Here is a 24,234-nt window from a genome sequence, read left to right as displayed (position 1 = left end):
GGCTATTGGAACTCCATGCGGCTTCGGCTCTCGTTTCGCTATATATTAAGCCAATCCATGTCTCCGCCAAGTCCAAGGATGGCTATCCCGATATGTAATCCATGAGCGAAGCTGTGAAATCGCCGCCACAATATATGATACAATATGACTGAGACAGTGCCTTCTGCCTCGGCTTGATGAGGAAGCGTTGTCACATTGAACCGAGGATGAGGGTAAGCTGTGTAGATAGACTGGCATGACCAAGCCCGTCAGCTACAACCGCCACTGCTTTCCACCTGTGAGCATCGCCTATGCGGCATGGCTCTATTTCAGGTTACTATGAGGCTGCTATCGGTCGAGAAAATGCTGCTGGGACGCGGCATCCTGGTGTCTTGCGAGGCCGTCCGACGCTGAGCCATCAAATTCGGTCCGGAGTACGCTCGCCCCTCAGGCGCAATGGTCACCTAATGATCATCCACGTTGGAGCGTTGATCCGCCAGCCTCTTGATCTCGAATACGGCGGCAATCACGAAGGCTGAGATCACGAGGAATGTCAGGAGGGTCATGAAGGTCCCGTCCTGAACACCAGGGTTCATCCCGACCAGCGCAATCAGCGCCAGAGCCGGAAGGCCCAGCGTAATCGCCGCCAAGATGTAGATCGGGTTGGCAGGCTCGCCAAATCCACCAGCCTGTTGCCTGTGATGCGTCGCGGTGTCCTGAGACCAGACTTTTACATGACCTGAGGCGCTTCCATCGAGGTCCGGCGCGGCTCTGAAAGGTGAGGTTTCCACCCCTTCCACTCGTGGTGCCTCATTGCCCAGACCAGGACAGGCTCGATTTTCAGCACTCTCATGGCTTTCCTGTCTGACTTCGGGAATGATTGCACGATGGTCGGCTGGCACCTGAATCTGATCGGCTTCATGCTCTGCGCCAAGGGCGAAGCGGAGCAGATTGCTTTCGCCGGTCTGATTGGCATCTTCCCGGTCAATGGCCTTCGCGGACATGCTCCCCTGTGTGTGCTGGTTGGGTTCGTCCCGGATCTCTCTACCAGGGTCTTGTTGCCCCTCTCTCATTTGATCGCCCTCGGCCGTGAGGTTGCGGGCTTTGGCGTCAGTGTCCTCCTGTGCTGACAGGAGGGTAGCAGGCATGTTTCCTTCTGGATCTCTGGCACCGCTCGGCAACTCGGCGCTCGAGGTGTCCAAAGCGGTCTCTGCTCTGCGATTTGGCGCATTTCGTGGCTTGCGGCCAGGAGCTTTTGAGGAGCGTAGCGTACCACCCCCATTATCCTGCTGTTGGAGGTCGTTCCGTTGGCTGGGGCGCTTCGGGGCTTTGCTCATGGGGCCATCAGGGTCGGATACCTTGGCTTTTTCATGACATCGATGTCGAGCTTTCGATCCGAGAGGAGCTGCCCCACCGAATGCAGCAGAGCCAGTATCGTAGGTTTGCTCTGCGACACTGATCATCTCACTATCGGTCCCATCCCATTGCGCCCATTGACGTGTCGAGAAGCCTATTCTCCAATTATTGACCGACCTGGGAGGAGATTATGGCAGCCCCGATCATCTATGGCCTGTCCTTTAGCACCTATACCCCTACGGTTCAGCTCGTGCTCGAGGAAAAGGCGTCGACGACGAACTAAAGCCGGTCAACATCATGATGGGAGAGGCCCACGCAGCCAGTCACATCGGCCGTCATCCCTTTGCCAAAGTGCCAAGCTTCGAGCAGGATGGCTTCTCCCTGTATGAATCGATCGCCATCGCGCGGTACATCGACCGCGTATTCTCGGGCCCATCCCTGTAGCCATCCGACCCCAAGCACGCGGCCCGCATGGATCAGATCATCGGCATCATCGACTCATACGCGTACGAGGCGATCATTCGTAAGCTGGTGTGGCAGCGCCTTGTCGTTCCGATGCAGGGAGCCCAGGCTAACGAGAGCATCGTACAGGAGTCGTTGGACACTGTGCAGCTCTGCCTGTCGGAGTTCGAGCGTCTTAAGGGGGCAAATGAGTTCCTCGCCGGGCCAGAGATTACCCTGGCCGACTGCTTCCTTGGGCCGATCTTTGCCCTTCTGACAATGACCCCAGACGCCGAAACTCTGCTCAAGCCGACATCCGGGCTGCGGCAATGGTGGGAGAGAACCAGTCAGCGGCCGTCTATGCAGAAGACCTCACCTGAATTCGGGTAATCCAACTGAGATCGTGCGGCGCAAGCAGGGGAACCGAGGAAGTCTGTCTTGCGCTCAGGTAAATCCACTCTCACGCTGCCGATGACGATGTATCACCCTCGATGGCGCAGAGCCTCGACAACGAGGTTGAAGGCCGGGGAGGACTGCCGACGGCTCGGGTAGTACAGGTGGTACCCCGTCCATGATGGGCAACAATCCTCGAGGACGCGCTCGAGGCGTCCGGAGGCGATGTGCGGCAACGCAATGTCCTCCGGGACGTGAGCGAGCCCGAAGCCGTCCAATGCGGCCTTGAGGACCTGGAAGATGCCGTTGAACACGAGTTGCCCCTCGACCCGGACGGCCAGTTCGTGTCCATCACGCTCGAACTCCCAGGCATAAAGCCCGCCATAGGTAGGAAGGCGCAGGTTGATGCAGGTATGGCCGAGGAGGTCCTGAGGGGTTCTGGGCCGCGGTCTCTCCATGAAGTAGGACGGCGCTCCGACCACCGCAAAGCGGATGTCGGGGCTGATGCGTACCGCGATCATGTCCTTGGCAACCTGCTCGCCGAGGCGAACGCCCGCGTCGAACCGCTGCTCGACGATGTTCGTCAAGGTTTCATCGAGGGCAATCTCGACCTTGATGTCAGGGTAGTCGGGAAGAAACGTTCTGAGCTTCGGCCAGAGGATCGTCTCGGTGACATGGTCGCCTGCCGTGATCCTGATCGTGCCGGCTGGCTTCTCCCGGAACTCGCTCAATCCGTCCAACTCAGCCTCGATCTCGGCCAGCCTGGGGCCTGCCGTCCGGAGCAGGCGCTCTCCTGCTTGAGTGGGCGCCACACTGCGGGTGGTTCGGGTCAGGAGCCGCACGCCCAACCGCTCCTCGAGGCCGCGCACGGTGTGGCTCAGGGCCGATTGGGAGACGCCGAGCTGTGCCGCTGCCTTCGTGAAGCTTCGCTCCCGCGCAACAGCCAGGAAGGCAATCAGGTCGTTGAAGTTCTCGCGGGCCATTCATGAGCTCCACTCATAGGGACATGCGCGTCTTAGCACCTAATCCATGGCAATTGCGCAGCCTATGTTGCGACCGCGAGCACATATCACGAGACATAAATGACAATCGGAACCGCTTCGACCCGTGACATAATCCCGGACCGCTCTCCGGCATGGGGCGCAGTCGTTGCCATGTCGCTGTGCTGCATGGTCCTCGTGGCCTCCGAGTTCATGCCGGTCAGCCTGCTGACCCCGATCGCCGCCGACCTTCACATGACCGAAGGCCAAGCCGGACAGGCGATCTCCGTCTCAGGCATCTTTGCTGTCCTCACGAGCCTGTCGATTTCGGGCCTGACGTCCCGATGGGATCGACGCCCCGTCCTGCTCGTGTTGGCCCTCTCGCTGATCGTCTCTGGAACGATCGTGGCTCTTGCGCCGAACTACACGATCCTCATGCTCGGCCGGGCGGTCCTTGGCATCGCCATCGGCGGATTCTGGTCGATGGCTGCCGCGGCCGTCATGCGCCTGGTGCCGGAGGACAGTGTGCCTCGCGCCCTGGCGATCCTGCAGGGCGGAACTGCATTGTCCTCCATTGTTGCGGCGCCTCTCGGGAGCTTTCTTGGCGGGTACATCGGGTGGCGGGGAGCCTTCTTCTGCGTGGTGCCCTTGGCAGCCGTCGCGCTGTTGTGGCTGCTGGCAACGCTCCCCTCCATGCACGCTGGGCGGCCGACGGGCTCGGGAAACGTGTTCAGATTGCTCGGCCGGCCCGTGGTGGCCTCCGGGATGGTGGCGATCACACTGTTTTTCATGGGCCAGTTCGCGCTGTTCACCTACCTGCGGCCGTTCCTCGAGATGGTGACCCATGTCGACGTTCGGACCCTGTCGCTCATCCTGCTGCTCCTGGGCGTCGCCGGCCTCATCGGAACGACCTTCATTGGATCCTTCCTGAAGAACGGGATGTATGGCGTGATGATCGCCATTCCACTCTCGATGGCGGCGATTGCCGTTGCTCTGATCACCTTCGGCGACTGGCTTGCCGGAACGGCGTTCCTGCTCGGGGCGTGGGGCTTGGTGGGCACCCCAGCCCCCGTAGCCTGGAATACCTGGCTGACCCGGACCTTGCCCGAAGACGCCGAAGCGGGCGGCGGACTGATGGTAGCCGCCATTCAGTTGGCGATCACCTTGGGCGCGACCGTTGGTGGCCTCCTGTTCGACATGAGCGGCTATCAGAGCACCTTCAGCGCGAGCGCAGCCATGCTGGTAGCTGCGGGCATCATGGCGTTCGTGACGAAGCGTGCGGGGTCGACCGAAGCCGCGTGAGCCTCCCACCGACTCCCGCGAATGGCACACCAACCCCGACCAAGGCGCGAGTGGCCATGTGACCGTGCGCTGTCCAGGCAAGCCCGATGTAGCTGGGCGTCGCCCCAAGGCTCATCCATCGCCCCACCTGCGTCATTGCCATGCATGCATGGTGTGTCTCTTGGATTAGCGAAGCGGATCGTTCTCGAGCGAGATCGGCTGCCCATGTGGCGTCGCGTGTGCCGCACGGTCCCATGCGTCCCGGCGCTCCGCGAGCGCCTGCTCGGTTGCAAGGCCTTTGTCGCCAACCAACTGCTCGATCGCGGCCAGCCAGTGCTGATAGTAAGTCGAACCGTCGTCGCAGTCCCCCGCCGCTTGGGCGCGCTTGATCGCGGCTGACAGTGCTGCGGCCCATTCCGTCCAGGTAAACAGACCCCGCTCGTACAGGGCCAATGTCATTGCGAAGGCCTGGGCCTCCCACGGCTCGCGGAAGACAGGCTCGCCATCCTCGTCGCGGGGGATCGGCGCAACCGCCGCGGCCGCGCGGGTCATATCTTCATGCAGGCTCAAGGTAGCTCTCCCAGGCATCAATCGAGACGCTGATGGTTGGATCCGTCTGCTCCCCCCACAGTTCTGGCCCAGAGAAGCTGATTGTGTAGAGCCATTGCGGCTGCTCGCCTTGGCCATGTGCATTTGCATCCGGGAGCACATGGCCTCCATGCACCAACTCGACGACGCCCGTCTTATCCCGAGCATAACGCGGCAGGCGGGTATGGCCCTGGGGGTGCATGGTGCGGGTGCGGACCCGGTCACCGACGGCAAAGCGCGCCGGCTGCCCGATCGAGCGCTCCGCCGGGCCGCCGCGGGCCAACACTGCCGGCACGTCCTCCGCCTTGAGCACCCGCTTGATCGGCGCTGGCTGCGCCAGGGCCCGCCCACGCTTCAACTCCTCCGCAGAGACGAGACCGGTTGCGACAACCAGCTTTTCGACCCCCTTCGTCCAGATCTCATAGTAGCTCGAGGTGAGATACTCCGGTGGTGGCAGGCTTTCCCTGGCATGCCGGCTCATATCGAGGTTCCAGCTTCCCGTCGCCCCCATTGCCAGGGTGAGGCCAAAGGCCCGCCGCTCCCACTCGGCATGGAACCTTGCCTCGTCCTGCTCGATCCGGATCGGGCCAAAGCCCATCATGCCGCCGAGATCTTGAGCGCCATTCATTGAACGGCCTCCGGCTGCAGAGCAAGGCCGGTGCCGATCATGGAGTCGCGGGTGACGAGTTCGGCCAATGCCTCCTCGCTCATGCCCTCCGTGCCTTCGGGACGGATCGGGATCACGAGGTACCTGACCTCTGCGGTCGAGTCCCAGACACGGACACGGGTGGTCTCCGGCAAGTCGACCCCAAACTCGGCGAGAACCGCGCGAGGATCAAGGACAGCCCGAGAGCGGTAGGGTGCGGACTTATACCAGACGGGGGGAAGGCCGAGCACCGGCCAGGGATAGCAGGAGCAGAGGGTGCACACCACCATGTTGTGCTGCTCGGGCGTGTTCTCGAGTGCCACCATGTGCTCGCCCTGGCGTCCGACGAAGCCTAAGGACGCGATCGCGGCTGTCGCGTCGGTTCGGAGCCACTCCCGGTACGTCGGATCGGACCAGGCCTTGGCCACCACCTTGGCGCCATTGCGGGGTCCAACCTTAACCTCATAGGTCTCGATCAGTACGTCAATGGCCGCAGGATCAACATAGCCTTTCTCGACCAGGATGGACTCGAGTGCGCGCACCCGCAGCTCGATCTCCGAGAGATGGCTGTGGTCGTCATGATCGTGGTGATGGTCGTGCCCCATACGTACCGCCCTCGCCTGCTCGGATGAGTCGGGCCATGCTAACCGGATGATGGTAGCAAGACCAGCCTGGAGCATCGAACGCAAAAGTGGGGATCGGCTTCGCGGGAAAAGATGCTCCAAACGTAGACTGACTTCATCGGATGTGGGTTCGATGTCAAACCCGATCCTGTACAGCGGCCGATCAGCCTTTAGGCCGCGGTCGTATGCCGAGGATAACAAGCCGCCAGAGAGATCGTGTGGCCGACCATTGGCTACCTGGGAGAAAACGGTTCAAAGCGAAGTTTCCGGTAACCCTTTGAAATTATTGGTGAGCGCGCTGGGCCTCGAACCCAGGACCCTCCAATTGAACGCCGGATGGCCTATCGGCTTGGCTATGCGCTCCCGGAGGTGAGCCCGCCTTGGCTCAAGAAGGGCCGGCACCTCATCGTCGGACAGGGTTTTTACCGGCGTTACGATCAGACATGGGCCAGGCAAGGAACCTCCCGCGAGGCTTGGGTTTGATCTCTTCGCAAAGAGGAGCAACCCTGATGAAAGCATCCGTTCTACTTTCCGCGATCAGCCTCGCCGTTCTTGCTCTGCCGGGTGCCGGTCATGCGCAGGGAGTTGTCCGTGGAGCCCAGCAGGGGGCAGCTGTCGGTCACCGTGCGGCCGGTCCAGTGGGCGGGGCCGTCGGCGGGGCGGTTGGAGGCGTGGCGGGCGGCATCGTCGGCGGTGTGAAGGGCGTGCTTGGAATCCCACAGAACACCGGCAGCGTCCAACGGCATCGCACGTATCACAAGAGGCGCACAGTTCATCACTGAGGCTAGATCGGCATCGGCCAGTCCAAAACCCAGACAGCGCGGCCATGAGGCCGCCAGATGGGGGTGATGCCGTCCTGCTCTCATTGCTGGAGTGCCGTCACCCTTCACAGAGCCGTGACGAAAGAAAGGAGCGAACAGATGCCGGTCCCGTCTTCAGGCCCGCTGCATGCTTACTTAACCGGCGATGGACGCGACAGCCGTGGGCGGTGCGCGGGTGATGTGCTCCTCCTGCCCGACGAGACACTGGAAGAGGTCCATGACTACATCCAGTGGCTGTTTCCCCTGCCCACCCGCAGCATCGCCCAACCGAATGCACCCGTTCTGACGAAGGCCGAGATCGACGCCATCAAGGTCGACCCCCGGGCTGTGGAGACCCTCAGGCGTGCAGCGGAACGGATGCTGCAGTTTTACAGCCGGACGCGCTGGTGGCTCACAGGGCAGGACCACAATCACCTGCGGATCACCCGCATCATTCGCAGCCTGAGACTGCTCGTGGGTCCGGACACGGCGCAAGCCTTTCACCGGGACATCCTGACCCTCCACGATAGAGCGGGCGCGCCGGTCAATCCCCGCAGCTTGCAGTTCTGGGCCGAGGCCGCCCACGATTGAGTTGGCACATGACGTGGAGCACCGGACCTCGAACACCTCAACAAGGCCATTGAGGCCGAAAGTCTTTGGTCTCGAGCCTCTTTTCCCGCAAAACCGGCTCCAGCTTTCGCGTTCGATGCTCGAGGATTGCCGTGACATGTCTAAGGTCCTGCAACAGAGCCTCCTCGGACAGATACCGGTATCTGCCGAAATTCGTCGGAAGCATCCGCCACGATCTATTTGATCATCATCCGTCCCAGGGCGGACGCGACGACACGCTGCTCTTCCTTTGACAGTGCCGCGACGAGCCTTCGCTCGGTTTCGGCATGGTCACGCATCGCAGGCTCGACCAGCCGGCGTCCCTGCCCGGTGAGCTCGACGATGACCCCTCGCCCGTCCATGTCATCAGCCATGCGGCGAATATGGCCGGCCTTCTCCAGCTTCCGGAGCAGGTTCGACAACCCGCCCGAGGTCAGGATCAGCGAGTCGAGCAACTGCTTCGGCGACATTTGATACGGCGCCCCTTCCACCCGAAGCGTCGCCAGCACGGCGAATGCGGGATACTTTAGCCGATGCTTCGCGAGTGTACGGTTGATTTCGGTCAAGAAGATCTCATGGAGATGCAGCAGGCGGCCGACGACGGCCTTGCCGGAGCAATCCACGTCCGAGAACTCTCGGCGCCACCGCTGCATGCCGGAACCGATGCGGTCTCGCTCCACCAGCGCGCCGGTCTCTTCGGTCGCGGCAGATCGCAGCGCACCATTGCCCATACTCATCCTCCAGGTCGAGCCTGTCCGACGGACAGGCGCGCTGCACGGCAGGCCACCGGCAGCCAGAAGATGCAATATATCTTTCAATTATCTTTCTTGAAAGACAAATCGACCCGTGCAATGGTCCTTCCCAAGGGTCAAGCGGAGGCCTCGCCTTCGCGGCACGAGGCCAGAGGAACTGGTTCGTGCTCCGCAACCAGACGGGAGCTGCAACTATGAGCCATTGTCTTCGCTACACGACGGCCGCCCTTTTGATCGCCGGCCTGTCCGTCACCGCCCAGGCCGAAGAGTTGGTGGTGGGAGCGTTCGGCGGATCCTTCGCCGATAACGTCAAGGCCTGCCACGTCGCGGCTTTCGAGAAGGCCACCGGCGCAACCGTGTCCCTAAAGCTCGGTAATTCCTCGCAGTTCGCCGCAGCGCTCCGGGCTACCGGCGGCAAGTCCGACATGGACATCGTTTATATCGACAACTCCCTGGCGGCCCAGACACATAGTGAAAACCTCAACGAGCGCATCGACCGGTCGAAGCTGAAGAACGCAGGCGACGTCATTCCGAACGCATGGGGGAAGGATGACAGCTACGTCGTCGCCATGGTGAGCGCGACCGCGCTCGTCTACAATCCCAAGCTGGTCAAGACACCTCCGACCTCCTGGTTGGATCTTGCCGACCCGGCCTATGCCGGCAAATACGCCATCGGCGATATCAGCGGCACCGCAGGCCTGCACTATTTCCTGGCCTTGAACAAGCTCAAGGGGGGTACGCTTGACAATGTCGATCCGGGTATTGAGGCCATCAAGCCCATCGCCAAGGGTTCGGCGGTGCTCTACACCCAGGCGGACCAGTTGATCTCGCTCTTCGAGCGGGAGGAGATCGCGATCGCACCCTGGTATCCGGATCGCGCCGGCGTTGCCATGGACAAAGGTCTTTCGCTCGCGGTTGCCTATCCGAAGGAAGGCGCCGTCGGCATTCTACCGGCCGTGATCATTCCGAAGGGCACTGGAAAGTCGGAACTGGCACACAAGTTCCTCGACCAAATCCTTTCAGCGGAAGGGCAAGGCTGCTTTTCCGAGCGGGCCTATATCGGGTCGGTGAACACCAAGGTTCAGCTCTCCGACAAGCTCAAGAAGATCGTGCCCTACGGCGACGCGTTGGAAAAGGCCTGGTTTATCGATCCCGATGTCATTGCGAAGAACTCGCCCGCATGGACGCGTCGCTGGCAGCGTGAGGTGGCGCGCTGAACCGGCCGCCTGTCAAGCAGGAACTTCCATGAGTGCGCTGAGCTTCGAGCGGCTGGGCAAATCCTACGGGGATGTCACAGTCGTCAGTGATATTTCTCTCACGATCAACGAGGGCGAGTTCGTCTCGCTGCTCGGTCCGTCCGGCTGCGGCAAGACCACAATCCTGAGAATGGTGGCGGGCCTCGTTCAGCCGAGCCGCGGTCGCATTCTGATCGGCAGCGACGACATCACCGTACTGCCGCCGAACAAGCGCGGGCTCGGTCTTGTCTTCCAGTCCTATGCCCTGTTCCCGCATCTCACTGTATACGAGAACGTTGCATTCGGGCTGCGCAGGCGCAAAGTCGCCGGTGCGGAACTCGACAAGCGCGTGAAGGATGCCCTGGCAATGGTCCGGCTCGCGAATTTCGGCGAGCGTTACCCACGCCAGCTTTCAGGCGGTCAGCAGCAGCGTGTCGCAATTGCAAGGGCTCTTGCGCCTCGACCCCGCGTCCTGCTGTTCGACGAACCTCTCTCCAACCTCGATGCGCAACTTCGCGACGAAATGCAGATCGAGCTCAAGCGCCTGCAGCGTGGCCTCGGTATCACCACGCTCTTCGTGACCCATGATCAGGGCGAGGCGCTGTCCATGTCCGACCGCGTCGGGGTGATGGCTAAAGGTGTGATGCAGCAATTCGCGAAGCCGGAGGAAATCTATCACCGGCCGGCGACCGGCTTCGTCGCCAGCTTCATCGGCAAGCCAAACCGGCTTGCCGGAACCATCGCGTCCCGACAAGGAAAGGGCGGCGTCTTGCGCCTGGGTGACGGCATTGAGTTGCCTGCCGCCTCGGTCGACCAACCTGTCGGCGCAAAGGTCGATGTCGTCATCCGCCAGGAGGCAATCCGGCTTCTGAATAACACGGGTGCATCTGACGGTTTTCAGGGCACCATCGTCCTTCGCTCCTTCAGCGGTGCCCGGGTCCAGTATGTCGTGCGCCTCTCAGGAGGAATCGAACTCGTTGCCGAGACAGGGTCGCACGGGCCGAATGCTGCGCTTGCGCCGGATACGCCAGTCATGCTGGCGGTTGATGCCGACTCCGTCTTTGCCATGCCATCCGAGGAAGCCGGCATATGATCTCCGTCCGGCGAAGCCTGATGCTGATCGCACCGTTGGCGTTGGTTCTCGCAGGCTTTTTCCTCATCCCTGTGCTGATGCTGCTGCCGACGAGCTTTGGCGAGTATATGCCGGGTTCAGGCTTGGTGAAGGGTGTCTGGACGCTGGAAAACTATACGCGCATCATCACTGACGAGTATTACCGCGAGGTGGTCTGGCGGACGCTCGGCCTCGGCTTGTCCGTGACCCTCGTCTGTCTGGTTTTAGGATATCCTCTGGCGTTCCTCATTGCCCGTGGCCCGGAGCGCTGGCGATTGCCACTGATCCTGCTCGTGATCTTTCCGATGATGCTGAACCTCGTAGTCCGGTCCTTCGGCTGGATCGCGCTTCTGGCCAATCGCGGCCTCGTCAACAACCTGCTCATCCAGATGGGACTGATCTCGGCGCCGATCAAGCTGATGTTCAACCTGACTGGTCTCATGATCGGCATGACCCACATCTATCTGCCCTTCATGGTGTTGATGCTTGTGGCGGCCATCCGGAACGTTCCGCGTGACGTCGAAGCCGCGGCCGCAACTCTCGGGTCAGGCCGTCTCCACGTCTTCACTTCGGTAACACTGCCTCTGTCCGCGCCAGGAATTCTGGCGGGCTCGATCCTTGTCTTCGTGCTGACCATCAGCGCTCTCGTGACGCCGCGCATGCTGGGCGGACCAACCTACAAGGTCATGGCAACACTGATCTATGATGAATATATGCAGCTTCTCGACTGGCCCAGCGGATCAGCGCTGTCCTTTGCGTTGACGATCATGGCCATCGGCATCATCTGGCTGTCGAGCCGGTTGACCAAACGATGGGCAGGCATGGCATGAGCACAGACGGAGAGACCCATCCCGGCCTCGGCGTCACGATCGCCGCCTTTGCCGTCATCGTGTTCCTGCAGATCCCGGTCATTGTCGTGGTCCTGGCAGCGTTCTCCACCACGTCGTATCTGACCATCCCGCCGCAAGGTCTGACGCTGTCCTGGTTCGGCAAGGTGCTGAGCGACCCGACCTACCTCTCGGCGATCCGCATGAGCCTGATTCTGGCCTGCGGCTCGACCGCGATCTCGCTGGTGATGGGGGTGGCATCCGCTTATGCCCTGTTCCGCAAGTCGATCCCCGGCTCTGAAGCCATCATCGCCTTTCTCATGGCGCCGCTGGTTCTGCCGGCTGTCGTGATCGGCGTCGCACTGCTGCAGTTCTATAGCCTGACCGGCCTGCGCGGCAGCCTGATTGGACTTCTCCTCGCCCATGTCGTGATCACGGTTCCGTACATTGTCCGCTCGGCGCTCGCGAGTCTGAGCGGCCTCGACCTCGCGGTCGAGGAAGCCGCGCGCGTGCTTGGCGCCAGCGGGTTTGAGGCTTTCCGTCTCGTCACCCTTCCGCTGATCCGACCAGGCCTCGTGGCCGGAGCCCTCTTCGCTTTCATTACCTCGCTCGACAATGTTCCCGTTACGATCTTCCTGATCGGCGCCAACCAGACCACGCTGCCGGTTCTGATCTTCTCGTCCGTTGAGATGGGCGTCGATCCGAGCGTCGCAGCGGTCTCGACACTGCTCATTGTCGCAACTGGAATTGTCCTCCTGCTGGCGGAACGTCGTGCCGGCTTTCACCGCTTCGTCTGACACGAGGTCGCATCATGCCGCTGACCAGCAAGGGTTTCCCCCTCTTCCTCACCTTCGATCTCGATGCCGAGACGATGTGGACCGCCCGCGATCCCTCCTATGCCAATCGTCCCATCCTGATGTCGCAGGGGGCTTATGGCTGGAAGGTCGGGACAGGCCGTATTCTGGACCTCCTCGACCGCTATGGCATTAAGGCAACCTTCTTCGTACCCGGTCTCGTGATCGACCAGCGGGAGGGATTGATCGAGGAGATTTTGAAGCGCGGCCATGAACTGGCGCATCACAGCTATTCCCATGCCTGGATCCTTTCGCTGACCCCCGAGCAGGAGCGCGAGGAGATGGAGAAGGGCTTCCAATCCATCAAGCGGGTCAGCGGCAGGGCCCCACGCGGGTGGCGGTCACCGGCTGCCGAAATCAGCCCGATCACCATGCCGATGCTTGTCGAATACGGATTTGACTACTCGTCCAATTTCTTCGACGACGACTCGCCGTACCTGCATGCCGTCAATGGCAAGGAGACGGACATCGTTGAGCTGCCCTTCCGCTGGGTGCTCGATGACGCCCCCTTCTTCCAGTACTCGATCGTTCTGCCCGGTCGCACGATGCAGGCGCCCTCGGCCCTGCTTGAGGCGTGGCGGAGCGAGTTCGACGTGCTCTACGCTGAAGACCGGATGATGATGATCGGCATGCACCCGCAGATCATTGGTCAGCCCTCGCGCATCAAGGTCCTTGAGGGACTGATCGAGCATGCGCTGAAGCACCCGAATGTCTGGATCGGCCGTTGCGACGAGATGGTCGATGACATGCGTCCGAAACTGATCAAGGCGCGCGCGGAGGCGTCGCGATGAGCGGCCTGCTGATCCGGAGGCGCATCCTCGTCACCGGGGGCGCCAAGGGGATTGGGCTCGCCACGGTCCGACGATTCGTCGAGGAAGGGGCCCACGTGGTTGCACTCGACCGGGACGAGGCAGCGCTCGCGATGTTGGCGCAAATATCGACGAGGGGGCCGATTCATGTCGTAACGGCCGACGTTGCAGACGGAACCTCCGTTGCAACTGCGGTCACCAGCGCCGTTGATTTCCTTGGCGGGCTTGATGGTGTGGTCAATGCCGCTGGCATCGACCTCATTGCGGACCTCGAGGCGACGACCCTGACGGAATGGTCCCGCGTGCTCGCTGTCAATCTGACCGGTCCGGTGATCGTGATGCAGGCCGCGTTTCCCCACCTGCGTGCGGCAGGAGGTGGTACGATCGTCAACGTATCCTCTGCGGCCGGGCTGTCACCGCTGAAGCACCGCACGGCCTATTGCGCGTCCAAGGCCGGCTTGCAAATGGCCTCGAAAGCCGTGGCCATGGAAGCCGCCGAATTCGGCATCCGGGTCAACACGGTTTGTCCGGGCGCGGTCGAGACCGAGCTGTTCCGATCGAGCATTGATCATGCTTCCGATCCACAGGCTGCCTATGAGGCTGTCCGCGCCCGCTATGCGCTGCAGCGCGTCGCCTCGCCCGACGAGATCGCCGCGGCAATCCTGTGGCTGACGAGCGGGGAGTCATCCTATGTCACCGGCACGGCGATCGCCGTCGACGGCGGGCGCACCTTCCATTGAGGAGACTGTGATGGGCGAGAGCCAGGGCCGGTTTTCCGGAAAGACCATTGCCATTACGGGCGCGGCTCACGGCATCGGAGCCGCGACCGCGCAGCGGTTCCTGACCGAGGGCGGACGTGTCGCCGTCATCGACCGGGAGGGTGATGGCTTCAACGAGTACCGAGGTGCTTTTCCGTCCGACCGCCTCATGGTCATGGTCGGCGACTGTACCGACGCATCTATCCTGACTGAATTCCATGCGCGCGCCGTGGCGGCTTTTGGGCCTGTTGACATCCTGTTCAACAATGTCGGCCAGAGTGGCCGGGAACGGGCGGCCCACTTCCATGAATCGGAGGAGGACGTGTGGCGCTTCGTGCTCGAGGTGTCGCTCCTGACCACCATGCGCTTGTCGCGGCTCGTTGTGCCGGCTATGCGCGAGCGAGGCGGACGCATTGTCAACATGTCCAGCGACGCCGCCTTTGTGGGCGATGCCGGTCTCACCGACTATGCGGCCGCCAAGATGGGGATTGTCGGGCTCACACGATCGCTCGCCCGCGAACTTGCGCCCTTCGGCGTCACGGTCAACGCGGTCGCGCCCGGCGCCGTTCGGACCCGGGCCCACGATCGGCTGACGCCCGCCGTTATCGAGAAGATCAAAGCCACAACGCCGGCAGGGTACATTGCCGAGCCGGAGGATGTCGCCGGCTGCGTTGCCTTCCTGGCGAGTCGGGAGGCCCGTTACGTTACAGGACAGACGCTCCTGATCGACGGTGGCCGCTGGATGATCTGAAAAGGAGCCCTTATGAGCACCATTGCTGACCTTCCCGCGAGGGATCTCGCCGCTGCAATTCAGACGAAGGCGGTTTCTCCGGTCGAGGCGGTCGAGGCTGCTCTCGCCCGAATTGAGGAACGCCGGGAGCTCAATGCCTTCATGGCGATCTGCGCCGATCGCGCACGAGCGGAGGCGCGAGCGGCTGAGGCCGCTGTCATGAGCGGAGCCCCGCTCGGTCCGCTCCATGGCATTCCGTTTTCGGTCAAAGACCTGACGAACACAGAGGGTGTGGCTACCACGCAGGGCTGTGCGCTGTTCGCGGACTCTGTACCAGCCGCCGACGCCGTTGCTGTCGCTCGCGCACGGGCGGCCGGCGCGATCCTGATCGGCAAAACGACAACACCGGAATTTGGGCACAAGCCATTCACCGAGGGTCCCTTCTTCGGGCGCACACTCAACCCGTGGAGCCACGATCACACCTGCGGCGGCTCGTCAGGCGGCGCGGCGGTTGCAATTGCGGCCGGTATGGGGCCACTGGCGCTGGGCACGGATGGGGGCGGATCAATCCGCATTCCGGCAGCCTGCTGTGGCATCGTGGGGCTGAAGGCGACGCTCGGCGTGATCCCGAACCTGCAGGCGCCGGATCTGTTCGGTGCCAACTCCTTTGTCGGGCCCATGGCGCGCGATGTCTCCGGAACGCAGCTCATGTTCGATGTCCTGAAGGGACCTGATCGGCGCGACCCGTATGGGCAATCTGAAGCCCTGCCACGGCGTGAACATGGTAAAGGCGAGCGCCCGCGGGTCGGCTTCTTGCTTCGCTGCGGCAACATCCTCGATCCGGAAGTCGAGGCATCCGTCGTTACGGCCATGAAGCAGGCCGAGGCTCTCGGCATGATTGTCGAGCCAATTGAGCTCGATCTCGTCTCCATGGAGCCACACTTCCTCTTGCTTCTGCGATCGCTCCTGTTGGCACGGCTGGGTCCTCATGCCGCTCGCTCACCGGAAAAGCTCGACCCAACGTTGCTGGCGACCATGGAGGCAGGGCATACCTATGGTGCCGTGGACTTGCATGAGGCTCAGTTCGCCAGGACAAATTGCTTTCTCCAGATCCAGGATATCCTGTCCCGCTTTGACATAATTGCCTCGCCGACGCTCTCAGCCCCGCCACTTCCCGTTGATCTCGATCCCTTGGGGCGGATCGAGATTGCCCGTCGCGACGCCGGCACGATCCGGGGAGCGTGGTATCCTTATACGTTCCCGTTCAATCTGACGGGACATCCGGCCATCTCTTTGCCCTGCGGCCTCACACGGGACGGACTGCCAATCGGCTTACAGCTCGTCGGCCGGTGGTTCGAGGACAGTTACCTGATCGAGGTGGCGTCTGAATTGGAGGCAAGCCTCCAATTCAGAGCTCATGCGAAGGAGGCACGACCAGCTGGATCTGATCTTGCAGGCAGAGTGGAGAATGGGGCCCGGTAACCGGCGCCGCTACTCTGTGGCTTCTGCATCCGCACGATGGCCATCACGCTCTCCGTCCTGATCGGCCTGAAGGCCCAGCTCACGCCGTTGAGTGTGCTCGTGCCGGTGAATGGGCCGGATAATGGTAAGCCAATCCCGCGATTCCGTGATATCTGTCGCGCCACCGAAGATGATGAAGGCCTGCCTGACTCGCATCCCGGTCGGCTTCGCTTCCGGTCCCTGTGCACCGAACGTGATCTCGGCCGCCAAGCCGCGGTCGCGGCCGTGATCGTCCAGGCCAGGCATGGGCGGCATCGGATATTCGCGCCCATGGCGCAGATGGAATTCGATCACATCGTCGAAGGAATTGGGCGTTGTGAAGAACGATGCCGCGCCTTCGTCGGGAACCATGCCGATCTGCACCTCGGACCGCTCGGCAGCGGCTTGAAGGTCCGGGCTCGATTTCGCGGTCGGATAGGCCCGGTACTCGGCGGCGACGGGCATCAGCGTCAGCATCAAGGCGATGGCCGCCGCGACCGCACCCCTGCCGGTGTTTCCGCCTCGCACAGCTACTGCAAGTGTCATGAAATCCCCCGATCCGTCCCTATGACGGGCACTCCGGAGAGCGCTGGGCCAATCATCGCGCGACGAACTCCACGTGGCGGACCGGCCTCGATTTATCCCCGAGCCAGTTCACGCCCGTCCGACCCTGGTTCCAGCGAAGCTCAGCGCCTCGTGCGAAAAAGTGACCCCGGTTTTTCGCTCAAACGATGCGCTCTCTCCAAGACGGAAGCATCGGATTCAACCCCAAAAGTGGAATCCACTTTTCACGTCCGATGCTTTAAACGGTCGCTGCGTGGCGCACATCCACCATTCGGTGGATGTGCGACCGGCGGCAGCCACTCCACCCTTTCGACGCCCGGCCGGTTGTGTCGCGAATTGGGGGATCCACCTCGATGTCCAACGGCCCCAGGAGATCGGGTCAAGCCGCCTTGTGGAATGTGGTTTACCGCTTGAGAGGCGATGCCAAACTCATGATGTGGGAGACCAGTTCCGCCTGTCGGTTGGTCTGGGTCTTGCGATAGATCGCATCCAAGTGGGTCTTCACCGTCGAGCGGGCGAGTCCCAGGATGTCGGCCACATCAGCGAGCGCGTGGCCCTGAAGAACCTGGCCGAGCACCTGGATCTCGGCCGTGGTGAGATGGAACAAGGCGGCGGCACTCGACAAAGGCGTTGTGAGCACCGCCTCCGGTTCGCGTAGCAGCAGGAGAAGTGGGCTGCCGACCTCCTCTCCTGCCTGCTCCAGTTCAGCCCAGGTCACATGGAGCATCCGCCCGGTCGCATCCACCAACAAGGCATCCAGCCCCTTCTGAGACAGACGGCTGGCAGGAGACGACAGTGCCGCCATGAACTTCAGCGACTCTGGCGTCACCGCAACGAGACGCCCCTTGTGCTCCCGGAAGACCTGCCGGGTGGCAAGCTCCGCGTCAGCCGCGTGGTTGCCGAACAGGATGGTGCCGTCGGGCTCGATGATCAGGGCAGGCGTGGCCAGCGCCTCAAGGGCAGCCCGCAACGTGCCGGTCTCGATCCTCTGCTGTCCGATGGCCCCGGAAATCTCGACTGAGCGCTTGATGTGCGGCGAGAGCATGCGTGCCAGTTCGATGTCTTCATCCGTGAAGGCGCCCTTGGCCTCGCTGCCAATGACTCCCCATGTCGCGAAGGTCGTGACCGTTCGCGTGATCGGAGTGACGACATAATCGTACAGCCCCCTGCCTGCATAGCAAGCCTGCCAGTAGCGGCTGCGATGGAACGCCTCGATGTCGACGTCTCGCGTGCTGCAAACCACCTGGCCCAGCGGTGCTGTCAGACCAAGCGGAAGACCAGGGTTGATCGCGGCGTTGACGACCGCAAGGGTCATCATATCCTCCGGCCAGTTGTAGTGCGCGGCGAGTTTTTGAGTCCTCTCAAGCGGATGAGAGACCATCAGGTCGGCCATTGTGCCGCCGAGCGCCTCTGCGATTTTCCTAAGGACCGCGGGCCACAGGCTCCTGTCGAGGGCACAGTCGTATACGTGACCGACCAGGTCGGAGAAGGCTTCGTCCGGCTTCATGGTTCCCCCAGAGCAGACCCCATCCCCATCACGAACAGATTCACCACCCTAACGCGAGCCAAGTGCCTCGTCCTTCCCCCAAATGGGGGAGGATCAGGCGTCGCCGGCTGAGATCCCAGGATTTGTTTCGGTTCGGTCCGAACTTGAAGGAGATCCGGCAGTGAGCGACAGGACTGGCATCGCCCGTCCCCTTCTGCCCGACTGGCTCAGCAGCTAGAGCCTTTTCCGCAAAAGTGGATGCCGGTTTTGCGAAGAAAAGGCGTCTTTCTCAAACAACAAATGCCTTTTCCGTGAACCGAAGTTCATGGAAAAGGCTCTATGTTCCGGCCGATCCTCGGGAGCTGAAGGGTGCCGCCTCGGCTTGGCTGCGTGAGAACGCAGGTCAGCTCCGGCTGGTGGGCCAGGACGTCTGGTGGGCCCTGGTCCACATCATTGTCGGCATGGTCATCGGGGCCATGATCGCGGTCAGCCACGAGGCCGGCGAGACCGCGCCCGGTCCCCTGGCACAAGCGTTACGGGAGCGGGCGCGCCTGCTCGGTGAGGCCTTCCGCAGCGTCGTGTTCGCGCAGGTGCGGATTTCGGCTCTGAACACCGCCCTTACGGGTTTGTATCTGTTGGGCGTCGTTCCCCTGCTGGGGAGCCCGCTGCCTCTGACGAAAACTCTCATTGCCGTGACCTTCATCGCGGGGCTTCTGCCCGTGGCTCCCCACCTTCAGGCAGCCATTGGGACGGCATATCGCAGGGTGTCGCTTAGTCGCCGGTCCGGCAGGTCGTCGACTTGCCCGCCCGGGTCAGAGTTGCTTCCTTGCCTTTGATCCAGAACTCTACGTCGCCTTGCGTATAGCGCGCCCCATCCGCAGAGAGAGCCTGCGGCAGCGTCATTTCGGTTGAGGATCCAGCATAAACCAGTTTCACCGATCCCATCGAGCTGCTTGGAGGCGAGAACCTGGCTTGGAGCTTTGTGCCATCCACACAGGTGTAATGAACAGGTTTAGGATCTTTGGCAGCCGCTCCAGTGCTGGCGCCTATCAAGACCAGCGCGGTTAATGACGCCCAGCCGTGGGGAGGAGTTGTAAAGTTCATGAGACATTTCCTGACTTACCAGCCGCCTTCCGCAAGGCCGCCTTGATGCTGTCCTGCCATCCCAACCCGTCCTGCTGAATGGATTCGAAGGCGTCCTGGTCCTACCGGCCATCGTTCTCCGACGACCAGCCGTTCGTGTGACAATCCCAAAGGATGATAATCGGCGTTCCTTCCGCGCCTCTGCCAGCCTTGCAAGTTGCAGAGGGTAGACAGCGCAGACGCCTGATGGTTGAGACGCACGCGCCGATGACCGCCTCCCGCCATCTGCTGCAGGGCCCGGGTGACGGGCTTCGCCGTCGCCGCCCGAACCGCGAAGGAGCCGACCTCGTACGGGTTGTCGAAGCCGGTGTGCCCATCGAGGGCCAAGACTTGGACACATGCCAGCGCCATCTCGGGCTCCTCCAAATCCCATCCCCCGCCCCACGGCCTCAAGCCCCGCCCGCACCGACAACGAACGCGACTCCAGCTGTCCTGACAACCGATGGTAGCATGGACCTAAGAGCACGGTTACCCATGGTCCGAGGCAACCCGGAAACGCGGGCAATTTAGGATGTGCCGGTCGGCCCGGTCCGCCTGCCCAGGCAGGACGCTATGATACCGAGGACCTTATGGTTTCGTGGGGGACCTCGCGGTCTTGCAATTAGCCTGTGCCGATCACACTTGCAGCAAGCCCCTTCCCACTCTGAGAGCCTGCCGATGAACGACTCGCGCGCGTCGCGTCCAACACCTCGCGGATATGCCGGCGCCCTTGAGAACCACGCCCTTGAAGAGGCTTGTCTTGCGGAGGATTTAGCCCTTATGGCTGCGATGCTGGAGGACTACGGATGCCCTTGCGCGGCTGATGCGTTCCTTCGCTCAGCGCGGCGGCACCGCGTGCAAAGCCTTCTCCAGAATGCCCAAGCTCTCGCCGCACGAGTGATCTGAGTTCAGCGTGCGCAAGGCATGACCAGCAGCCTCGTCACACCAGGGCCCCTCCCTCAACACAGGCTGCGATCATATCTTGCGACTAACAAAACGTGAGCCCGCATGAACAAATCGCCAGGGCCGTTCGATGGCACGGGTAATCCCGACCCTTTGTCCTACGGCAACCTCGACCGGGCTCTTTCGCGGGAAGATCTGAAACGGTGGCCCGTCTAAAGGCATCTCGTTATGAGCGCCCGTCACGTTCAGGGCTCGGCAAAGTCGCCCTGGGCCCGAGCAGAGAAGCCGGAGGTCAGAAACACCCCGTCGGACCTTCATGGTCTCGATGCCGGCGGTTGGCTCCAAAGCTCTGACCAAGACTGCGCTTCCTGGCTGGCAGACGAAATTCAGGCACCAGTGAATGCCGTACGAACGGTACACATAGGCGTGGCCGGCGGGCCCAAACATCGGCGCATTGCGAGGCGTCGGCCCCCGGAAGCTGTGCGACGAAGGATCGTCGCTGGCGTATGCTTCGGTCTCGACGATCAGGCCGCCAATTCCGTCAACGAGGAGCGTCGCCCCGATCAGATCACGTGCAGCCGTGACGGGATCAAGGGTGAAGAACGATTGGGACAGGTGTGGCTTCAAAGTCGCTTCGACTCTCTTCGGGATCGGACAGTCCGCGTTGTCTGGCACTCAACACCTCATCGATATTCAGGCCACTTCGCCGGCGTCTGCCCCGTCATCCCTTCGCATGATGGAAAGGCCGCCTAACCGGCGGCCTTTCCAATTTGCCCCGGACGAGGCAGCGCCTACCAGGCGAAGTGGATCCGGCGTTCAGCCTCGCAAGCCAGAGCATCGGACGCGGGAAGTGGAACCCACCTTTGGGTCCGATGCTCCCTTCCTGGAATGGAAAGAGCGCATCGTTCCTGCAAAAAACCGGAGCCACTTTCTCGCACGATGCGCTAGGCTACGTCTTCCGATGGGCCGGTGTCATCGTTCCCCTGCAGGTCCGCAACCAGGAGACCGGAGTTCTGGCGGATCTTGCCTTCGATCTCGGCCGCGATCTCGGGATTGTCCTTCAGGAAAGCCTTGGCGTTCTCACGGCCTTGGCCGAGGCGCTGGCTGTCATAGGAGAACCAGGCGCCGGATTTCTCGACGACGTTGGCCTTCACCCCCAGGTCAATCAGCTCGCCCATCTTTGAGATACCCTCGCCGAACATGATGTCGAACTCGACCTGCTTGAACGGCGGCGCAACCTTGTTCTTGACCACCTTCACGCGAACTTGGTTGCCAATCGGCTCATCCCGGTCCTTCAAGGTTGAAGTGCGGCGGATGTCGAGGCGCACCGAGGCATAGAACTTCAGCGCATTGCCGCCTGTGGTGGTCTCAGGGCTGCCGTACATGACGCCGATCTTCATGCGGATCTGATTGATGAAGATCACCATGGTCTTAGTGCGGCTGATCGAACCGGTGAGTTTGCGCAGGGCCTGGCTCATCAGGCGCGCCTGAAGACCCGGACGGCTCTCGCCCATTTCGCCCTCGATCTCGGCCTTCGGCGTGAGAGCGGCAACAGAGTCGATGACGAGGATATCCACCGAGCTTGAGCGCACGAGCGTATCGGCAATCTCGAGCGCCTGTTCGCCGTTGTCTGGCTGGGAGACGAGGAGATCGTCCAGGTTTACACCGAGCTTGCGGGCATAGACGGGGTCAAGAGCATGTTCGGCGTCGATGAAGCCACAGATGCCACCCTTCTTCTGAGCCTCGGCAATGGTCTGGAGCGCAAGCGTTGTCTTACCCGAGGACTCCGGGCCGTAGACCTCGATGATCCGGCCGCGCGGCAGACCGCCGACGCCGAGTGCGATGTCGAGCCCCAGCGACCCGGTAGAGACCGTATCAACTTCGACAACCTGATCGCCGCCTAAACGCATGATGGCGCCCTTGCCGAAAGCCCGTTCAATCTGGCTGACGGCGGTCTCAATCGCCTTTGTCTTATCCATGCTCATCCCGAATCCAGTCCTTAACAGAAGAGCTCCACTCTAAGGAATTGCGTGGCGAAATAAAGAACAAAATGAGAACATATTGTCGCTACCGTGCAGGGGACAAGCTGAGCCGTTGCGAACGAAGCAAGACTTGGGCCTGTAGCGAGGCTCAAGGCTCCGTTGCGTTGAGCGTGGCGTGCTCGGAACGGGCGGCGAATTGGGGACCCGTCCCGTTGTCACTGTTCGAGCGCCACCGCTTTCCGATCGAGATCATCCTGCTGTGCGTGCGATGTTCCAGCAAGTACCTGATCAGCTCCCGTAATCCGGCTGAGATGATGTCGGAGCGCGATGTCAGCATCGATCCAAGCACGATCTTTCGCTGGGTGGAGTGCTATGCTCCAGAGCTCGAAAAGCGGGCTCGCTCGTACCGTGAAGTGCCGTCCGTGTTCGTAGCCATTGTCATTCCTTCCTCTGCTGTGGCCGTAAGGGGCCGGAGCGAGGATAGGTGGCCCTCGACCAGGACAATGACCGCGTGGCCGTTCAGCTCCACGCGCAAGATGAGTTCACCAATTCGCGCAGCTTTCGCCCCGTAATCATCCGGTAACGGTTGCACTCGTCGGAATTGTCACGGATCCTGCCTTCGTCTTGATCTTCGGAGTTCCCAATGGCCCATTCGTTCGTGCCTGCCAGCACCTCTTCTGGCGCTCCTGCCGGTCCCAACCAGCCCGACCTCAACTCCGACGCCGTTTGGCAGGCCAGGGCGGATCTTGCCGCCTGCTTCCGCATGGCAGCCCGGTACGGTCTGGAGGAAGGAATCTGCAACCACTTCTCGGCGCTGGTGCCGGGTTATGATGACCTCTTCATCGTCAACCCTTACGGTTACGCCTTTCGGGAGCTGACGGCCTCCAGGCTGCTGATTTGCGACTTCCACGGTAATGTGGTGTCCGGTGAAGGCCAGCCTGAGGCTACGGCCTTCTACATCCATGCTCGGATCCATCAGAGGATCCCACGCGCCCGGGTAGCGTTTCACACCCACATGCCCTATGCGACCGCCCTTGCCATGACCGAGGGGTATCCCCTCATCTTCGCCGGGCAGACAGCTCTGAAGTTCTATGGCCGCACTGCCGTCGACACGAACTACAACGGGCTTGCTTTGGATGAGCGAGAGGGCGACCGCATCGCGGGAGCGATTGGTGATGCGGACATCGTGTTCATGAAGCATCACGGTGTCATGGTGCTGGGACCGAGCATTGCAGAGGCATGGGATGACCTCTATTATCTTGAACGCGCGTGCCAGGCTCAGTGCCTGGCGCTAGCGACCGGGCGCAAGGTCCTTCCGGTTGATCCGGCGATTGCGGAGGCGGCTTATCGTCAGATGCGGGAGGGTGATCCAGAATCTGCCCGACTGCACTTGGCCTCAATCAGACGCACACTGGATGTCGAGGAACCAGGATATCGGGACTGAGAAAAGGTCCTGGTTCCGACGGAGGGGATGGCACTCCCGTAGCTAGGGCGGGGCAACGGGCATACGGCCGACGCGGAGGCTACTGGTATCGCCCGTGCCTTTGCAGAACCTCGATCTTGTAGCCGTCGGGACCCTGCACGAAGAAGAACTTCGCCATCAACGCACCGTCACGGAAGAACTCTTTGACAGCCGTCGGATCGTACCCGAGTTCCGTATGCCGTTTGTGTTCGGCTTCCAGATCGTCAACAACCATGGCGATGTGGCCGTATCCATCGCCATGGGCATAAGGCTCCTCGCGATCGTGATTGATCGTCAACTCCAGTTCGGTCCCACTCTCCTCGTCGAGGAGATAGACCAGAGTGAAGGTTTCGAACGGGAAGCGCGCCGCCTCCTTGAAGCCGAACGCCTTCTCGTAAAAGGCCTTCGACCGGTTTTCGTCCGCGACCCTGATCATCACATGA

At 61.7% G+C, this 24,234-nt stretch carries 27 protein-coding genes and 1 tRNA gene; 14 read left to right on the top strand and 14 right to left on the bottom strand.

Features of this window, described 5'->3' with window-relative positions; genetic code table 11:
• Positions 1-443 precede the first annotated feature (443 nt).
• Positions 444-1,127 (bottom strand): hypothetical protein, encoded by a 684-nt coding sequence (locus AB8841_RS02310; protein ID WP_370434260.1) that lies wholly within the window; start codon positions 1,125-1,127, stop codon positions 444-446.
• 505 nt (positions 1,128-1,632) lie between these two features.
• On the opposite strand from AB8841_RS02310, the gene AB8841_RS02305 reads away from it, so the two are divergent.
• Positions 1,633-1,779 (top strand): glutathione S-transferase N-terminal domain-containing protein, encoded by a 147-nt coding sequence (locus AB8841_RS02305; RefSeq protein ID WP_370434259.1) that lies wholly within the window; start codon positions 1,633-1,635, stop codon positions 1,777-1,779.
• A 27-nt stretch (positions 1,780-1,806) separates the two neighbouring features.
• On the top strand, positions 1,807-2,166 hold the full coding sequence (locus tag AB8841_RS02300; RefSeq protein ID WP_370434258.1) for a glutathione binding-like protein: 360 nt from the start codon (positions 1,807-1,809) through the stop codon (positions 2,164-2,166).
• A 92-nt stretch (positions 2,167-2,258) separates the two neighbouring features.
• Here AB8841_RS02300 and AB8841_RS02295 read toward each other — a convergent pair whose 3' ends face one another.
• Positions 2,259-3,152, bottom strand: coding sequence for a LysR family transcriptional regulator (locus AB8841_RS02295; protein WP_370434257.1), 894 nt, complete (start codon positions 3,150-3,152; stop codon positions 2,259-2,261).
• Positions 3,153-3,251: 99 nt separating this feature from the next.
• Here AB8841_RS02295 and AB8841_RS02290 point away from each other — a divergent pair, with 99 nt between their 5' ends.
• Complete coding sequence (locus AB8841_RS02290) at positions 3,252-4,451, top strand: MFS transporter (protein WP_370434256.1); 1,200 nt, start codon at positions 3,252-3,254, stop codon at positions 4,449-4,451.
• A 165-nt stretch (positions 4,452-4,616) separates the two neighbouring features.
• Here the strand turns inward: AB8841_RS02290 and AB8841_RS02285 are convergent, their stop codons facing one another.
• From AB8841_RS02285 to AB8841_RS02265, 5 genes are all read right to left on the bottom strand, one after another.
• Positions 4,617-4,982: a nitrile hydratase accessory protein gene (locus AB8841_RS02285; protein WP_370435508.1), complete on the bottom strand. Its 366-nt coding sequence runs from the start codon at positions 4,980-4,982 to the stop codon at positions 4,617-4,619.
• Between the two features lie 4 nt (positions 4,983-4,986).
• Positions 4,987-5,646: a nitrile hydratase subunit beta gene (gene nthB, locus AB8841_RS02280; protein ID WP_370434255.1), complete on the bottom strand. Its 660-nt coding sequence runs from the start codon at positions 5,644-5,646 to the stop codon at positions 4,987-4,989.
• A complete protein-coding gene (gene nthA / locus AB8841_RS02275; RefSeq protein ID WP_370434254.1) occupies positions 5,643-6,269 on the bottom strand; it encodes a nitrile hydratase subunit alpha in 627 nt (208 codons plus the stop codon). The genes nthB and nthA overlap by 4 nt, the downstream gene beginning before the upstream one ends.
• 305 nt (positions 6,270-6,574) lie before the next feature.
• Positions 6,575-6,650 (bottom strand) — tRNA-Glu (locus tag AB8841_RS02270).
• 161 nt (positions 6,651-6,811) lie between these two features.
• Positions 6,812-7,033, bottom strand: coding sequence for a hypothetical protein (locus AB8841_RS02265; protein WP_370434253.1), 222 nt, complete (start codon positions 7,031-7,033; stop codon positions 6,812-6,814).
• A 174-nt stretch (positions 7,034-7,207) separates the two neighbouring features.
• Between AB8841_RS02265 and AB8841_RS02260 the strand changes: the two genes are divergently transcribed.
• Positions 7,208-7,678, top strand: coding sequence for an opioid growth factor receptor-related protein (locus AB8841_RS02260; protein ID WP_370434252.1), 471 nt, complete (start codon positions 7,208-7,210; stop codon positions 7,676-7,678).
• A 215-nt stretch (positions 7,679-7,893) separates the two neighbouring features.
• Here the strand turns inward: AB8841_RS02260 and AB8841_RS02255 are convergent, their stop codons facing one another.
• Entirely contained in the window at positions 7,894-8,427 is a 534-nt protein-coding gene (locus AB8841_RS02255; RefSeq protein WP_370434251.1) for a MarR family winged helix-turn-helix transcriptional regulator, read from the bottom strand.
• Between the two features lie 215 nt (positions 8,428-8,642).
• Between AB8841_RS02255 and AB8841_RS02250 the strand changes: the two genes are divergently transcribed.
• The 8 genes from AB8841_RS02250 to AB8841_RS02215 are packed head-to-tail and all read left to right on the top strand — an operon-like array spanning position 8,643 to position 16,254.
• Complete coding sequence (locus AB8841_RS02250; protein ID WP_370434250.1) at positions 8,643-9,665, top strand: ABC transporter substrate-binding protein; 1,023 nt, start codon at positions 8,643-8,645, stop codon at positions 9,663-9,665.
• A 28-nt stretch (positions 9,666-9,693) separates the two neighbouring features.
• Positions 9,694-10,776 carry an ABC transporter ATP-binding protein gene (locus tag AB8841_RS02245; RefSeq protein WP_370434249.1) on the top strand — a complete coding sequence of 361 codons (1,083 nt, stop codon included), beginning with the start codon at positions 9,694-9,696 and terminating at the stop codon, positions 10,774-10,776.
• Positions 10,773-11,624 carry an ABC transporter permease gene (locus tag AB8841_RS02240; protein ID WP_370434248.1) on the top strand — a complete coding sequence of 284 codons (852 nt, stop codon included), beginning with the start codon at positions 10,773-10,775 and terminating at the stop codon, positions 11,622-11,624. The genes AB8841_RS02245 and AB8841_RS02240 overlap by 4 nt, the downstream gene beginning before the upstream one ends.
• Positions 11,621-12,418, top strand: coding sequence for an ABC transporter permease (locus tag AB8841_RS02235; protein WP_370434247.1), 798 nt, complete (start codon positions 11,621-11,623; stop codon positions 12,416-12,418). The genes AB8841_RS02240 and AB8841_RS02235 overlap by 4 nt, the downstream gene beginning before the upstream one ends.
• A 14-nt stretch (positions 12,419-12,432) precedes the next feature.
• Entirely contained in the window at positions 12,433-13,266 is an 834-nt protein-coding gene (locus tag AB8841_RS02230; RefSeq protein WP_370434246.1) for a polysaccharide deacetylase, read from the top strand.
• Positions 13,263-14,024 carry an SDR family NAD(P)-dependent oxidoreductase gene (locus AB8841_RS02225; protein WP_370434245.1) on the top strand — a complete coding sequence of 254 codons (762 nt, stop codon included), beginning with the start codon at positions 13,263-13,265 and terminating at the stop codon, positions 14,022-14,024. The genes AB8841_RS02230 and AB8841_RS02225 overlap by 4 nt, the downstream gene beginning before the upstream one ends.
• Positions 14,025-14,034: 10 nt before the next feature.
• Complete coding sequence (locus AB8841_RS02220) at positions 14,035-14,793, top strand: SDR family NAD(P)-dependent oxidoreductase (protein WP_370434244.1); 759 nt, start codon at positions 14,035-14,037, stop codon at positions 14,791-14,793.
• Positions 14,794-14,805: 12 nt separating this feature from the next.
• The gene (locus AB8841_RS02215) at positions 14,806-16,254 is read left to right on the top strand and encodes an amidase (RefSeq protein ID WP_370434243.1); all 1,449 of its coding nucleotides are present in this window, start codon (positions 14,806-14,808) and stop codon (positions 16,252-16,254) included.
• Positions 16,255-16,263: 9 nt separating this feature from the next.
• Here the strand turns inward: AB8841_RS02215 and AB8841_RS02210 are convergent, their stop codons facing one another.
• Entirely contained in the window at positions 16,264-16,818 is a 555-nt protein-coding gene (locus tag AB8841_RS02210) for a hypothetical protein (RefSeq protein WP_370434242.1), read from the bottom strand.
• 421 nt (positions 16,819-17,239) lie between these two features.
• Entirely contained in the window at positions 17,240-18,343 is a 1,104-nt protein-coding gene (locus tag AB8841_RS02205) for a helix-turn-helix transcriptional regulator (protein ID WP_370434241.1), read from the bottom strand.
• 290 nt (positions 18,344-18,633) lie between these two features.
• On the opposite strand from AB8841_RS02205, the gene AB8841_RS02200 reads away from it, so the two are divergent.
• Positions 18,634-19,158 carry a hypothetical protein gene (locus tag AB8841_RS02200; RefSeq protein ID WP_370434240.1) on the top strand — a complete coding sequence of 175 codons (525 nt, stop codon included), beginning with the start codon at positions 18,634-18,636 and terminating at the stop codon, positions 19,156-19,158.
• Here the strand turns inward: AB8841_RS02200 and AB8841_RS02195 are convergent.
• The 3 genes from AB8841_RS02195 to recA form a co-directional block, all read right to left on the bottom strand.
• Positions 19,094-19,267 (bottom strand): MliC family protein, encoded by a 174-nt coding sequence (locus AB8841_RS02195; RefSeq protein WP_370435507.1) that lies wholly within the window; start codon positions 19,265-19,267, stop codon positions 19,094-19,096. The genes AB8841_RS02200 and AB8841_RS02195 overlap by 65 nt on opposite strands.
• Before the next feature lie 1,152 nt (positions 19,268-20,419).
• Complete coding sequence (locus AB8841_RS02190; RefSeq protein ID WP_370435506.1) at positions 20,420-20,962, bottom strand: DNA-3-methyladenine glycosylase; 543 nt, start codon at positions 20,960-20,962, stop codon at positions 20,420-20,422.
• 329 nt (positions 20,963-21,291) lie between these two features.
• Positions 21,292-22,332 carry a recombinase RecA gene (recA, locus tag AB8841_RS02185; RefSeq protein WP_370434239.1) on the bottom strand — a complete coding sequence of 347 codons (1,041 nt, stop codon included), beginning with the start codon at positions 22,330-22,332 and terminating at the stop codon, positions 21,292-21,294.
• Positions 22,333-22,972: 640 nt separating this feature from the next.
• On the opposite strand from recA, the gene AB8841_RS02180 reads away from it, so the two are divergent.
• Positions 22,973-23,773: an aldolase gene (locus AB8841_RS02180; protein ID WP_370434238.1), complete on the top strand. Its 801-nt coding sequence runs from the start codon at positions 22,973-22,975 to the stop codon at positions 23,771-23,773.
• A gap of 79 nt (positions 23,774-23,852) precedes the next feature.
• Here AB8841_RS02180 and AB8841_RS02175 read toward each other — a convergent pair whose 3' ends face one another.
• Positions 23,853-24,227 carry a VOC family protein gene (locus AB8841_RS02175; RefSeq protein WP_370434237.1) on the bottom strand — a complete coding sequence of 125 codons (375 nt, stop codon included), beginning with the start codon at positions 24,225-24,227 and terminating at the stop codon, positions 23,853-23,855.
• Between the last annotated feature and the right edge of the window lie 7 nt (positions 24,228-24,234).

This window comes from Microvirga sp. TS319 (assembly GCF_041276405.1).
GTDB lineage: Bacteria > Pseudomonadota > Alphaproteobacteria > Rhizobiales > Beijerinckiaceae > Microvirga.
This window is presented reverse-complemented; position numbering and strand designations above follow the sequence as displayed.